At 69.0% G+C, this 12,952-nt stretch carries 14 protein-coding genes and 1 pseudogene; 7 read left to right on the top strand and 8 right to left on the bottom strand.

The window, feature by feature from the left end; genetic code table 11:
• Window positions 1–2: 2 nt before the first annotated feature.
• Both DIE12_RS07065 and DIE12_RS07060 read right to left on the bottom strand, forming a co-directional pair.
• The gene (locus DIE12_RS07065; RefSeq protein WP_124486102.1) at window positions 3–581 is read right to left on the bottom strand and encodes a hypothetical protein; all 579 of its coding nucleotides are present in this window, start codon (window positions 579–581) and stop codon (window positions 3–5) included.
• A 178-nt stretch (window positions 582–759) separates the two neighbouring features.
• Complete coding sequence (locus tag DIE12_RS07060; RefSeq protein WP_044848514.1) at window positions 760–1,290, bottom strand: GNAT family N-acetyltransferase; 531 nt, start codon at window positions 1,288–1,290, stop codon at window positions 760–762.
• A gap of 196 nt (window positions 1,291–1,486) precedes the next feature.
• Between DIE12_RS07060 and DIE12_RS07055 the strand changes: the two genes are divergently transcribed.
• From DIE12_RS07055 to DIE12_RS07045, 3 genes are all read left to right on the top strand, one after another.
• Window positions 1,487–1,864 (top strand): helix-turn-helix transcriptional regulator, encoded by a 378-nt coding sequence (locus tag DIE12_RS07055; protein WP_124486101.1) that lies wholly within the window; start codon window positions 1,487–1,489, stop codon window positions 1,862–1,864.
• On the top strand, window positions 1,827–2,312 hold the full coding sequence (locus DIE12_RS07050) for an SRPBCC family protein (RefSeq protein ID WP_124486100.1): 486 nt from the start codon (window positions 1,827–1,829) through the stop codon (window positions 2,310–2,312). Before DIE12_RS07055 ends, DIE12_RS07050 begins: the two co-directional genes overlap by 38 nt.
• A 118-nt stretch (window positions 2,313–2,430) precedes the next feature.
• The gene (locus DIE12_RS07045; protein WP_044848511.1) at window positions 2,431–2,907 is read left to right on the top strand and encodes an SRPBCC family protein; all 477 of its coding nucleotides are present in this window, start codon (window positions 2,431–2,433) and stop codon (window positions 2,905–2,907) included.
• A gap of 28 nt (window positions 2,908–2,935) precedes the next feature.
• Here DIE12_RS07045 and DIE12_RS07040 read toward each other — a convergent pair whose 3' ends face one another.
• The 4 genes from DIE12_RS07040 to DIE12_RS07025 all read right to left on the bottom strand — a co-directional run bounded on the left by DIE12_RS07040 (window position 2,936) and on the right by DIE12_RS07025 (window position 7,739).
• On the bottom strand, window positions 2,936–4,066 hold the full coding sequence (locus tag DIE12_RS07040; protein WP_124492197.1) for an amidohydrolase: 1,131 nt from the start codon (window positions 4,064–4,066) through the stop codon (window positions 2,936–2,938).
• A gap of 1 nt (window position 4,067) precedes the next feature.
• Window positions 4,068–5,375, bottom strand: a complete 1,308-nt coding sequence (locus DIE12_RS07035) for an MFS transporter (RefSeq protein WP_124486098.1) — start codon at window positions 5,373–5,375, stop codon at window positions 4,068–4,070.
• An 85-nt stretch (window positions 5,376–5,460) separates the two neighbouring features.
• Window positions 5,461–6,756 carry a CaiB/BaiF CoA-transferase family protein gene (locus DIE12_RS07030; RefSeq protein ID WP_124486097.1) on the bottom strand — a complete coding sequence of 432 codons (1,296 nt, stop codon included), beginning with the start codon at window positions 6,754–6,756 and terminating at the stop codon, window positions 5,461–5,463.
• Window positions 6,753–7,739 carry a hydroxymethylglutaryl-CoA lyase gene (locus DIE12_RS07025; RefSeq protein ID WP_124486096.1) on the bottom strand — a complete coding sequence of 329 codons (987 nt, stop codon included), beginning with the start codon at window positions 7,737–7,739 and terminating at the stop codon, window positions 6,753–6,755. Before DIE12_RS07025 ends, DIE12_RS07030 begins: the two co-directional genes overlap by 4 nt.
• A gap of 173 nt (window positions 7,740–7,912) precedes the next feature.
• Here DIE12_RS07025 and DIE12_RS07020 point away from each other — a divergent pair, with 173 nt between their 5' ends.
• The 4 genes and pseudogenes from DIE12_RS07020 to DIE12_RS07005 all read left to right on the top strand — a co-directional run bounded on the left by DIE12_RS07020 (window position 7,913) and on the right by DIE12_RS07005 (window position 10,840).
• The gene (locus DIE12_RS07020) at window positions 7,913–8,734 is read left to right on the top strand and encodes an IclR family transcriptional regulator (protein ID WP_124486095.1); all 822 of its coding nucleotides are present in this window, start codon (window positions 7,913–7,915) and stop codon (window positions 8,732–8,734) included.
• Window positions 8,735–8,868: 134 nt separating this feature from the next.
• Entirely contained in the window at window positions 8,869–9,507 is a 639-nt protein-coding gene (locus DIE12_RS07015; protein ID WP_044848505.1) for a 2-hydroxychromene-2-carboxylate isomerase, read from the top strand.
• A 39-nt stretch (window positions 9,508–9,546) separates the two neighbouring features.
• Window positions 9,547–9,713: pseudogene (locus tag DIE12_RS39020) on the top strand (MFS transporter); the annotation flags it as partial.
• Between the two features lie 431 nt (window positions 9,714–10,144).
• Window positions 10,145–10,840 carry a phosphatase PAP2 family protein gene (locus DIE12_RS07005; protein ID WP_044848504.1) on the top strand — a complete coding sequence of 232 codons (696 nt, stop codon included), beginning with the start codon at window positions 10,145–10,147 and terminating at the stop codon, window positions 10,838–10,840.
• A 136-nt stretch (window positions 10,841–10,976) separates the two neighbouring features.
• Here DIE12_RS07005 and DIE12_RS07000 read toward each other — a convergent pair whose 3' ends face one another.
• Together DIE12_RS07000 and DIE12_RS06995 are read right to left on the bottom strand one after the other, a co-directional pair.
• A complete protein-coding gene (locus DIE12_RS07000) occupies window positions 10,977–11,636 on the bottom strand; it encodes a glutathione S-transferase family protein (protein WP_124486094.1) in 660 nt (219 codons plus the stop codon).
• A 129-nt stretch (window positions 11,637–11,765) separates the two neighbouring features.
• A complete protein-coding gene (locus DIE12_RS06995; RefSeq protein ID WP_124486093.1) occupies window positions 11,766–12,836 on the bottom strand; it encodes an MBL fold metallo-hydrolase in 1,071 nt (356 codons plus the stop codon).
• Window positions 12,837–12,952: the final 116 nt, after the last annotated feature.

Genomic DNA, 12,952 nt, shown 5'->3' with positions numbered 1-12,952 from the left:
CGCTATTGCACGGCCCTGGCGGCATCCCACAACGGCCGCTGGCCGAGCGCCGCATGCCACGCCGCGAATTGCGTGCGCCACGACTCGAACGGCTCCGTCAGCGGATGACGCGGATCGTCGCTCAACGCATACGCCATCCCCTCGATCAGCCAGCGCGGCTTGGTGGCGACCGCGAGGTTGCCGAGCACTTCGGCCTGCCGGTGGTGGATCAGCTCGTGGGCAAGAAAGTAGGTCTGCCAGCCGCGCGGCGCGACGACCACGCCGAAATCCCCGAGCGTCAGTGCCGCCCGTTCGCCGAGACCGAACTGGTCGGCGCACGCGCGCGTCGAGCAGAACACGACGCGCGGCGCGTCGCGAAACGGGCCGACGGCCGCGGCCGCGCGCGCGTAGCCGTCGCGATAGAGCTGCTGCGCGATGCCGAGCTTCGCGGCATCGTCGGTGCAGATGTCCGCGCTCGGGCATGACACGCCGGGCAGCAGCGCGGGCGCGACGACGCGCAGCGGCTTGACGAGCGCGTAGGCGGCGATCGGCACCGCGACGAGCAGGCCCGTGAGGGCGAAGGCGATACGGGAGCGTTTCATCGAGGCGGCAATTCCGTTGGCGTGGCGGTGAGGTGTTCCAGCACGAATATATCGGAGCCGCGGCGGCGCCGGCCGGCTTTTCCGGTTCGCCCGGCTTCCGGCGGCGGTACTGCCGCGCCGCTGCGCCGCCGCGCATGCGCGCCGGTCGCGACCCGGATCGCGACCGCATCCGGCCCCGTTACGCGAGCTGCTTGTGAAAATAAGTCGTCGCGCACAACGCGCCGTCGGGCATCAGCGCATAGTTCGGCACGACGCCGACGCGCTGCCAGCCGGCCCGCTCGTACAGGCGCTCGGCATCGCCACCCGTCACGGTGTCGAGCACGAGCACGGTCTTGCCGGCGGCGCGCGCGGCGTCGTCGGCGGCCGCCATCAGCCGCGCGGCGACGCCCTGCCGGCGCGCATGACGCGACACGAGCATCTTCGCGAGGTCCGCTCGATGCGGCTGGTTCTCCGGCTGCGCGGTCACGAGTTGCACGGTGCCGACGATCCGGCCGGCCGCGTCCTCGGCGATCAGCAGGATGCGCTCGCCGCGCGCGACGCCGTCGGCAACTCGCGTCCAGAACGCGACGGCCGTCGAGCGTTCGATCGGCAACATGAAGCTGACGGACGCGCCGCCTTCGACGCAATCGATCAGCACGTCGGCCAGCGCGTCGATGCAGGCGCGGGCTTCGCTCGCGTCGACGCGGCGGACGGTCACAGGTTCTGTCATACCCTCTCCGGTATATCAGGCGGGGCACGCGCTCGGCCGGCGTGCGCCCGGATCGAATGGAATGCCGCCGTGCGGTCGCACCCCGCGCAACATCGGCGGATGCCCGGCAACACGACGCCCGGCCCGGTCGGCGCGTGTTACCACCCCATCATCCTAAGCGACGAAAATTCCCGTTGCATTGCCTATACTTAGCCGCATGGCTAACTTTCAACCCGGCATCACCGACGTATTCCAGGCGCTCGCCGATCCGACGCGCTGCGCGATCGTCAGCGCGCTCGGCAACGGCGTGCGGACCGTTTCGGAACTGGCCGCGCCGTTCGACATGGCGCTGCCGTCGCTGATGAAGCATGTCGCGGTGCTCGAGCGCAGCGGCCTCGTCACGACCCGGAAAACCGGCCGCACGCGCACCTGCGAGCTGGTCGGCGGCAGGCTGGCCGAAGCCGAGCAGTGGCTCGCCGCGCAGCGCGCACTGTGGGAAGCGCGCGCCGATCGCCTGGTGGAATTCGTCGAACGCCGCCACCAGGAGGAGCACGCGCATGTCAACCCGCCACGTCGACCCCGCCGAAGCTCATGACCTCGTCATCACACGCACGCTGCATGCGCCGCGCCAGGCGCTCTGGCGCGCGTGGACCGATCCCGAACTGCTGAAGGAATGGTGGTGCCCGAAACCGTGGACCACCGAAGTCCGTGCGTTCGACCTGCGCCCGGGCGGCGCCTTCCACACGTTCATGCGCGGCCCCGACGGCGGCACGAGCGACAACCCCGGGTGCTTCCTCGACATCGTGCCGGAAGCGCGCATCGCGTTCACGTCGATGCTCGCGGGCGGCTGGCGGCCGCAGGTGCCGTGGCTGGGCTTCACGGCGATCATCACGATGGCGGATGACGCCGCCGGTTGCCGCTACGAGGCACGCGTGATGCATCCCGACGCCGCGACGCGCGAGCGCCACGAGGCCCTGGGCTTCTTCGAGGGCTGGAACACCTGCATCACGCAGCTCGACGAATTTGCGTCCGCATTGCGCTGAATACGCACATGCGCGGGCCATTGCATGCCGCCGCGCGCGCGCCTAGGATTCCTGAATGAAGCGTGACGACACGCCGGCATCCGGCGTGCACCGTCGCGCGCGCTCCGCGGGAGGCCACATGCTGCAGATGCACACGCATTCGACCCGGGTCAGCCGGCACCTGAACGCACCGCGCGGGCGCGTCTACCGCGCGCTGCTCGATCCGCACGCCGTCGAACAATGGAAGGTGCCGGACGGGATGACGTGCCGCGTGCTCGCCTACGACGCGCGCGAAGGCGGCGCGCTGCGCGTGTCGCTGAGCTACGACGAACCGTCGGACGGCACCGGCAAGACCACCGCGCACACCGACACCTATCACGGCCGCTTCGTGACGCTCGTGCCCGACGAACGGATCGTCGAAATCGACGTGTTCGAAACCGACGATCCGATGCTGCGCGGCGCGATGACGATCACGATCACGCTGTCCGACGAAGCTGGCGGCACACGCGTCGACGCGGTGCACGACGGTGTGCCGCCCGGCGTGCCGGCAGCCGACAACGAGACCGGCTGGCGCATGGCGCTCGCCCGGCTGGCGGCGCTGGTCGAGACGGGCTAGCAGCGCGACGCGACGTGCTCGGTATGCGTCAACCGAGCCGGTACGCGTGCGAGACGGTCCCGCGGAACAGCGCATCGCGCTCGTCCGGGCTCGCGTGTGCGGTCAGCCGCTTGAACGCGTTCCAGCCGTTCACGTACGAATACGAGCCCTTGTCGACCGGAAAATTGCTCTCGAACATGCAGCGCTTCGCGCCGAACGCCTCGATGCACGTGAGCATCCACGGCTTCCACGCGGCGGCGAGCTGTTCGGACGACGGCGGCCGCGCGCCCTTCTCGAAATCGAACCCGTTGATCCGCATGCCGAGGCCACCGACCTTCACGAATACGTTCGGCAGCCGCGCGAGTTCGCGCATCGATGCCGACCAGCGCTGGAAGACTTCCGGCCGCTGGTCCACGTAGCTCGCGATCCGCACGACGCCGCCGCAGTGATTGACGACGATCCGCGTGTCGGGGTTCGCCTTCGCCAGATCGAACAGCTCGGGCAATTGAGGAAAGAACAGCCACGCGTCGTACGACAGTCCGAGCGGCGCGAGCTGCGCGACGCCAGCCCGGTACGCGGGGTCGAGCAACAGCCCGCGCGGCACCGCCGACAGCGGATTGGCGAGCGTCGGATCGGCATCCCAGGTACTCAGGTGTCGAACGCCGCGAAAGCGTCCGCGCCCCGCGTCGACATGCGCTTCGAGCACGTCGCGCACGCGCTCGCCGAGCCGCAGGTCCGCGTGCCCGACGATGCCTTTCGCGACGGCCGGGCCGCTGCGTTGCAGCGGCTCCGTCACGCCGGCGACGTAGGCCGTCTCGCCGACCGGCTTCAGTTCGGCCGGGCCCGCGTCGCGATAGCGCGTCAGCGCCTGCATGTAGACGGATGCCTGGACGTTGTGGCCGGATCGCGCGTCCTGCAGATAGTCGTCGAGCATGTAGATCCAGCCCGGCCGCTCGTAGAAGTGATGATGCGCATCGACGATCGGCAGATCCGGATCGAGTGCGGGTTCGAGCGCAGATGCGAGCCAGTCGCTTCGCACCGCGAGATAGTTGCCTTGGGTCGTCATGCGGGAGGGTCCGTTTTCAGCCGGCGCGCGCGTATCGGCCCATGCAGGGAGCGCGAGCGATGCGGCGGCCGCACCGAGCAACCGGCGTCGTTTGATCGAAATGGTCGCGTCCATGTCATTCGCTCCGGTCGAATGCGTACAGCGACAGCGTGAGCAGCGTCGTGATCGCCAGCACGATCGCGAGGCCGAGCATCCCGGCCGTGAAGGTGCCGAAGCCGTCCTTCAGGTAGCCGACGAGATAAGGGCCCGCGAATCCGCCGAGCGCGCCGATCGAATTGATCAGCGCGAGCCCGCCGGCCGCCGCCTGGCCGGACAGGAAGCGTGAAGGCAGCGTATAGAAGATCGTGCGACCGGCAATCGTGCCGATCAGCGCGAGCGTGATGCCGACGAGTGCGGGCCCGAGCGTCAGGAAGTGGGTCGACACGCCGAGCGCCACCGCGCCGATGGCCAGCCCGATCGCCAGGTTCGCGACCGGGCCGCCGCGCCGGTCCACCCGCTTCGCCCACCACAGCAGCGCGATGGTCGCGAAGAAGTACGGCACAGCGGAAAGCCAGCCCGTCTGCATCGTCGACATGCCGTGTGCCTTGAGCATCTGCGGCAACCAGATGCCGATCCCGTAAGAACCCATCGTGAAGCCGAACGAGATCAGCGCGAGCACGTACACGCGCACGTCGCGCAGCGCGACGCCGAAGTGCTTCTTGCGGCCGGCGGCCGCGCCTTCGCGCTCGAACGCGCGCTGCAGCGCGGCACGCTCGTCGCTCGACAGCCACGCGGCATCCGCGGGCGAATCGGACAGCAGCTTCAGCACGAGAAAGCCGAGCGCGCACGCGGGCAGCCCTTCGACGATGAACATCCACTTCCAGCCCGCAAGGCCGAGCACGCCGTCGAGCTGCAGCAGCCACGTCGACAACGGGCCGCCGATCAGCGACGACAGCGGTGTCGACACGGTGAACCACGCCAGCACCCGCGTGCGGTAACTCGCCGGAAACCACACCGCGAGGAAAAAGATCACGCCCGGAAAGAAGCCCGCTTCGCCGATGCCGAGCAGCAGCCGGATCGCATAGAAACTCGTCGGCCCGGTCGCGAGCGCGGTCGCCGCCGCCATCAGCCCCCACGTGATCATGATGCGCGCGAGCCAGCGCCGCGCGCCGAAGCGGTACAGCGCGAGATTGCTCGGCACCTCGAACACGCAGTAGCCCGCGAACATGATCCCCGCGCCCCAGCCGAACTGCGTCGCGGTCAAGCCGAGATCGCGGTTCATGGTCAGCGCCGCGAACCCGACGCTCGTGCGGTCGAGGTAGTTGAAGAAGTACGCGAGCGCGAGCAGCGGAATGAAACGCCACGCGGCCTTGCGCACGGCCCGTTGCTCGATCGACGCGTCGGTTTCGCGATCGGCGGCCAGCGCCGGGGAAGCGGATGTCATGGTTGTCTCCGTGGATACGGCGCTCCTCGCCCGCGCGATCGCACGGGCACGACGCCTGTTGTTCGTTCGATGGATCGCGGCGGCGCTACGCGCTCGCCACTTCGTTCGCCGAAGGCACATCGGCCGCCACGCCCGGCGGTTGGACGTCCGCACCATGTCCGTGCGACCCGGCGACGACGCCGGCAGCGATCAGCGCCCGGGCCTCGTCCGGCGTATAGCCGAGCTCGCCGAGCAACGCGCACGTGTCCTGACCGAGCGCGGGCGGCGCTGCGCGCAGCCGCAGGCGCTCGCCCGCGAGCGTGAGCGGCAGCAGCGCGGTGCGCGTGTCGACCGGCCGGCCGGCGCTGCTCGCGTCGGCCGGCAGCGTCACGGCTTCGAGCCCGCCCGTCGCGAGCAGATGCGGATCGTCGAACAGGTCCTGCGGCTTCGTGATCGGCGCATACGGCAGGCCGATCGATTCGAAGATCGCGCCGATCTCCGCGGCCGAATGCGCGGCGAGCCGCGCACGCAGTTCGGGCAGCAGCCACTCGCGGGCCTGCACGCGCAAGTTGTTGGTTGCAAGACGCGCATCGTCCTTCAGCGCGGCAAGGCCGAATGCATCGCAGAACAGCGCCCATTGCGTGTCCGATACGACCGCGAGAAAGATCTGCTCGCCATCCTTCACCGAAAACACGTCATAGACCGCCCACGCGGAAATGCGGCTCGGCATCGGCGACGCGGCCTGCCCCGTCACCGCGAACTGCATCATGTGCTGCGCGACGAGGAACACGTTGTTCTCGAACAGCGAACTCTGCACCTGCTGGCCGCGGCCGGTGCGTTCGCGCTGCGCGAGCGCGGCCATCGCGCCGATCGCGCCGAACATCCCGCCCATGATGTCGTTCACGCTCGAGCCCGCACGCAACGGCCGGCCTTCGGGGCCCGTCATGTACGCGAGACCGCCCATCATCTGCACCACTTCGTCGAGCGCGGTGCGATGTTCGTACGGCCCCGGCAGGAAACCCTTGTGCGACACGTACACCAGGCGCGGATTCAGCGCGGACAACGCGGCATGGCCGAGCCCGAGCCGATCCATCGTGCCGCTCTTGAAGTTCTCGCTGAACACGTCCGCCGTCGCGACGAGCCGCCGCACGATCTCGAGCCCGCGCGGATCCTTCACGTCGACCGCGAGGCTCTTCTTGTTGCGGTTGAACATCCCGAAGAAGCCCGCGCCGGAACCGCGCAGCGCACGCGTGCTGTCGCCCGCGATCGGTTCGATCTTGATGACTTCCGCGCCGAGATCGGCGAGCAGCATGCCGCAGGTCGGGCCCATCACCATGTGCGTCATCTCGATCACGCGCACGCCTTCGTACGGCAGCGCCGCAGCCGGTTGGCGATCGTTCATTGCGCGACTCCCGTCAGGCAACCTTCCGGCTGGGCCGCCGACGGCGCACGGCCGTCCGCGTAACGGAATCCCTTCGGCAGCCCCGCGTCCGGCACGTGGCCGTACAGCGGCTCGGCAGGCAGCGCCGCGTGCAGGATTGCGCGCGCGGCGAGCAGCGCATCGGCGTCGATGCCCGTGTCGATCCCCATCGACTCCAGCAGGAACACGAGATCCTCCGTGACGATGTTGCCGGTCGCGCCCGGTGCATACGGGCAGCCGCCAAGACCGCCCTGGCTCGCGTCGATCGTCGTCACGCCAGCGTCGAGCGCCGCGACGACGTTGGCGAGCCCCTGCCCCCGGGTGTTGTGGAAGTGCGCGCCGCCCGCCTTGTCGCCGACTTCGCGTTGCAGGCGCGTGAACAGCCGGCGCACCTGCACCGGATTCGCATAGCCGCTCGTATCGGACAGACCGATCTCGTCGACCCCGCATTCGGCCATCGCGACCGCCATCGCGATCGTCTCGTCGTCGGAGACAGCGCCGGCGATCGTGCAGCCGAACGCGACCGACACGCCGGCCTCGATCTGCACCGACGGAAACCGCGCGTCGCGCAGCGCGACGATCGCGCGCACCTCGTCGATCATCTGCGCCGGCGTCTTGCGGATGTTCGCCAGCGAGTGCGCCTCGGTCACCGAGACCGGCAACGTCAGCTTGTGGACGCCCGCCTCGAACGCGCTTTCGGCGCCGCGCAGGTTCGGCGCGAGCGCGGCGACGTGCAGCCCGGGAATCGCCAGCGCATGCGCGACGACTTCCCGCACGTCGGCCATCTGCGGCAACAGCCGCGCGGGCACGAACGACCCGACCTCGATCTCGCGCAGGCCGGCCGCGGCGAGTGCGGTGATCCAGCGCCGCTTGTCGGCCGTCTGCATCACGGCCTTGATGCTCTGCAGGCCGTCTCGCGGCCCGACCTCGCTGACCAGCACCTCTGGATACCCGGAAACGCTCATTCGACACCTCATAGTTCTATCTAAAAGAACATCGTTCTGTTTGACGGAACTTTAGAGGCACGTCGAATCGGCTGTAAGCGGGGTATACCCGTGAAATTGCGATTTTCTGGAACTTGTGTTCTATCAGGCAGAACGATATAGTGGATCGACCGTCACCCAAGGACCTGCAAGCCGTGCCTCCGACCTCGCTCCCCGCAGAACCCACCGGCACCGCCCCCGACTCGTCGGCCGACGCCTCCAGCGGCGTCGCCGTCCTCGATCGCGCGTTCGCGATCCTCCATGCCTTCGGGCAAACCGACGACCGGCTGTCGCTCGCGGAACTGTCGCGCCGCACCGGGCTGTACAAGAGCACGATCCTGCGCCTGCTCGCCGCGCTCGAGCACGGCGGCTTCATGCGCAAGCTCGACGACGGCCAGTACGCGGTCGGACACGAGCCGCTGCGGCTCGCCGCGCTGTACCAGCGTTCGTTCCGGGTCGGCCCGGTCGTCGAGCCGCTGCTCGAGACGCTGAGCCGCGAACTCGGCGAAACGGCGTCGTTCTACGTGCGCCACGGCGAGATGCGCTCGGTGCTCTATCGTGTCGAACCCACGCGCACGGTGCGCGTGTCGATCCGGGTCGGCGAGGAGTTTCCGGTTCACCAGGGAGCGTCCGGGAAGGTGCTGCTCGCGTTCACCGACCCGCACGATGCGCGCTGGAACGACATACGCGAACAGTTGTGGGCCGCGTCGTACGGCGAGCGCGACCCGGAGACGGCTTCGGCGTCCGTGCCGGTGTTCGGCGCGGCCGGCGATTGCGTCGGCGCGCTCACGGTGTCCGGGCCGAAATCGCGGCTGGCCGCCGCGCCGGCGATGGCCGCGGCGCTCGCGCTGCTGTTGCCGCTCGCGCAGAAGGCGACCGTCGCGCTCGGTGGCGCCGGCGCGCGCTACGACGCGCAGGCCGTGCGCGACAGTCTCGCGCGCTTCACCGCGGCCGCGGACGAACCCGCGCAGCCCTAGCCGGCACGCGCGTCCGGCGACGCGGCAGCGCAAACGCCGGCCGCATGCGACACTGGCCGCTGCCGCATGCAGCGCGCCGCCCGCCGGCGCGGCACATGCCACTGCCGTCCGGACACGCACAAGGGAACCCCACGATGAACGCCCCGCGCACCGCCACCTGGTATTTCGATTTCGTCTCGCCGTTCGCCTACCTGCAGCAGGAACGGTTCGACGAGTTGCCGCCGGCTGCCGCCTACGAGCCGAAACCGATCGTGCTCGGCGCCGTGCTCACGCACTGGGGCCAGAAAGCGCCGGCCGAGATCGCGGCAAAGCGCATCTTCACCTATCGCCACGCGCAGTACCGCGCGGACAAGCTCGGCATTCCATTCCGGATGCCGCCCGCGCATCCGTTCAACCCGATCCGGCCGCTGCGTCTCGCGATCGCGATGGGCAACACGCCCGATGCGATCCGGCGGATCTTCCGGCACATCTGGCGCGACGGCCAGGACGTATCGACGCCAGAGGGTTTCGCCGCGCTGTGCGAGGCGGTGGGCTTTCCGGAAGGCGTGACGGCCGTCGACGCGCAAGCGGTGAAGGACGCGCTGCGCGCGAACACCGATCAGGCGATCGCGCATAGCGTGTTCGGCGTGCCGACCTTCGAACTCGATGGCGACCTGTTCTGGGGCGACGATGCGACCGACATGTTCGTCGATTGCGCGACGTCCCGCGCGTGGCTCGACTCGCCCGAAGTGCGCCGCATCAGCGCGCTGCCCGAAGGCATCCGGCGCGGCTGACGGCGCGCCTCGGCGCTGGCGGCTCACGTGTCGCGTCGTTCGACGCGCAGCCGCCTCGACGCGGTGCTGTTCTCGGCATGTTCATCGGGATGACGAGCGGCGCCGCGCTCGGCGGTTCGTTGCTCGCGCAACTTGACCGGCATGCGGTGATCGCGCCGGCGCCGACAACGTCGCCACCGGCACTGGCCGTGCGCACGTGGCGCCGTCGATTTTCGGCAGTGCGATTGCACGGCAGGCGGGTCCGCAGGGCTTGCCCGCCTTTTCTTTTATTTTCGATCGGTGCTGTGCGGCCCCGCGCGGCACGGCCGATTCGTGCGAGAGACAGCCGGCATTCGTTCATCCGATGCAATACTCGGAACGCGTCGCCGGATTGCGCAGTTCAACCGATTATTTTTTCGCCCGCGCCCGGCGCACGCGCGCAATCATCGGATCATTTCTCACGGCCGCACCGCACGGCCCTCCCGAATCCGGCCCCATCGGCAAAGTAGGTTTTCTCAGGGGATTCCCGGTATTTTTTCCCATTTTCTTCGAAATTACCGGTGACATACTTGCCCCCCATTGCGCTCCGGTGCGAGCGCGCTTCCTGATCCCTGCCGGTCGCATGTCCTGTGCTGCGTGTCCGCCGGGGTCGCAGAACATGAACAATTTCGACACCACGATCCAGATCTTCCTCACCCACATTACGTTCGGACCGCTGATGAATCATGCGATCCGCGTGATCGCCGGCCTCTATACGTTCAAGGGCTTCGTCCTGATCCCCGTGCTGTGCTGGCTGTGGTTCCAGCCGGGACCGCAGCGCGAACGGCAACGCGAGCTGGTCATCGCGACGGTCGCGAGCGGGCTCGTCGCGCTCGCGTTCGGCCGGTTGCTCGCGAAAGTCCTGCCGTTCCGCGTGCGGCCGATCTACAACCCCGACCTGCACCTGCACTTCCCGTCCGAGGAATTGCGTGCGGCCACGCTGCAGGCCTGGAGTTCGTTTCCGAGCGATCACGCGATGCTGTGGATGGCGATCGCGACGGGCATCTTCATCATCGCGCGACGCGCCGGCGTGTTCTCGCTGCTGTACGCGGTCGTGTTCATCTGCGTGCCGCGCGCGTATCTCGGCTATCACTACCCCACCGACCTGATCGCCGGTGCCGCGATCGGCATCGCGCTCGCGTGGCTGCTGACGCGCGATGCGATTCGATCGCGCTTCGCGCCGCAGGTGCTGGAGGCGATCCGGCGCTTCCCCGCGCCGGCCTATACGCTCGCGTTCCTGCTGTGCTTCGAGCTGATCACGCAGTTCGACGAACTGCTGACGCTTGCGCAGTCGGTCAAGCATACGGCGATGTAACGGGACGGCGCCGCCATGCATCCGCTGCTGTCGACACGACGCCCGGGCACACGCTGCCGGCCCTGCGCGGCGGCATCGCGCCCGGCGCGCGCCGCCGTCCGGATCGTCGCCGCCGCGGCGACGGCGGCCGCGCACGTCAGTCGCGGTCGGGCGCCCCGAGCGGGAAGAACGAGCGATACGGCCGCGCTTCGTCGACCGCACGCGCGAACGACGGCCGCGCAAGCAGCCGCCGGCGATATGCGATCACGTTCGCGAACGACGGATCGATCCGGTGCGTCCAGTCCGCGTAGAACAGGAACGGTGCCGCGCCGCAGTCGGCGAGGCTGAAGCGGTCGCCGGCCGCCCATTCGCGATCGGCCATCGTGCGATCCAGCCATGCGTACGACGTTTCGAGCATCGCGCGCGCATCGGCGACACCCCGCGCATCGCGCTCGTGTTCCGGCCGCAACGCATCGAACACGACCTTCTGCTGCGGGGTCGCGACATAGTTGTCGAAGAAACGATCCATCATCCGCACTTCCAGCGCCGCGCGCCGGTCGTCGGGCACCAGCCGCGCGGGGCCCGGGTGGTAGAGATCGAGATACTCGACGATGATCGTCGCCTCGATCACGGTACGGCCCGCGTCGACGAGCACCGGGAAGCGCTTCAGCGGCCACAGCGCGGCCAGTTCCTGCATCGGCTTCGGATCGTCGTGCGCGAGCACGCGATAGTCGAACGGCGTGCCGTTCTCGTACAGCGCGGTCAGCACCTTCTGGCAATAGGACGAAAAGGGATGGGCGTAAAGCGTCGGCGTCATCGCGGGTCTCTCGGGGTTTCGGCGCCGCGTCATGCGGCGCCACGTGATCGGATACCTTGACGACGAACGGCGCCGGGCCGAATCGACACCGGGCCGAACATTTTTTTTCCGTTGCGCGGCATCGCGCCGCTACGACCGGCCATCCATCACGACGCGGCCTTCGCCGCGCCAGCGCAGCATCCCGCCGCCGAGGTTCGCGACGGCATCGAAGCCGGCCTTCAGCAGGATCACGGTCGCCTGCGCGGAGCGGCCGCCCGCGCGGCACACGGTCACGATCGGCCGGTCGCGCGCGAGTTCGCCGGTGCGCGCGGCCAGTTCGCCGAGCGGAATCGGCGTCGCGCCCGGCAGGTGGCCGAGCGGGCCGGTGAATTCGTCCGGCTCGCGCACGTCGACGACCTGCACCGCCGGCAGGTGATCCTCGAGCCACTGCGGATCGATTTCCCAGAATCCGGCGAACGTATAGACGAGCGGCGCCCAGTCGGGCGCCGCCTGCACGTCGGGCGCATTCGCGGCGAGTCCGCACTGCAGGTTCGCGGGCACCGCGACGTCGATCTGGCGCGGATGCGCGAGCCCGAGGTTGCGCATGTAGCCCGCGAAATCGTCCTCGCTGAGATCGCCGCCGAGGCGCGGATTGAAACGCCGCTCCTCGCCGACGCTCGTGACCGTGAGCCCGCGATAGTCGTGCGCGGGATACAGCAGGCATGCGGCCGGCAGCGTGAAAAGCCGGCCGTGCACCGCGCGATACAGCGCGCGCGGGTCACCCTGCTGGAAGTCGGTACGGCCGGTGCCGCGAATCAGCAGGCAGTCGCCGGTAAACGCCATCGATTCATCGTCGAGCACGAGGCTGATGCAGCCGCTCGTGTGGCCCGGCGTCGCGCGCACGGTCAGGTAGCGCGGGCCGAATGCGCAGCGATCGCCGTCGTTCAGGTAGCGGTCGGCGCCCTGCGCGCCGCTCGCGGCCGAAATCGCGATCGCGCTGCCGGTGCGCTGCTTCAGCAGCCACGCACCCGTCACGTGATCGGCGTGCACGTGCGTATCGACGGTCGCGACGAGCCGCAGCCCGAGCTCGTCGAGCAGCGCCGCATCGCGGCGCACCTGCTCGAACACCGGGTCGATCAGCAACGCTTCGCGCGATGGGCGGTCGGCGAGCAGGTACGTGTAGGTCGACGATTGCGGGTCGAAGAGTTGCCGGAAGATCATCGCGAAGTCGCTCCGTCGGCTGGGCGTGTCGGTCGGGTGAAGGGTGCGGGTCGTGCAACCCGCACCGCGTGTGGCGCCGGCTCGCGACGCACACGTTCATACAGCGTAGTTCAAAA

This window comes from Burkholderia sp. Bp9015 (assembly GCF_003853505.1).
Lineage (GTDB): Bacteria > Pseudomonadota > Gammaproteobacteria > Burkholderiales > Burkholderiaceae > Burkholderia.
The sequence above is the reverse complement of the archived record's forward strand: the minus strand, read 5'-3'. Positions and strand labels throughout refer to the sequence as shown.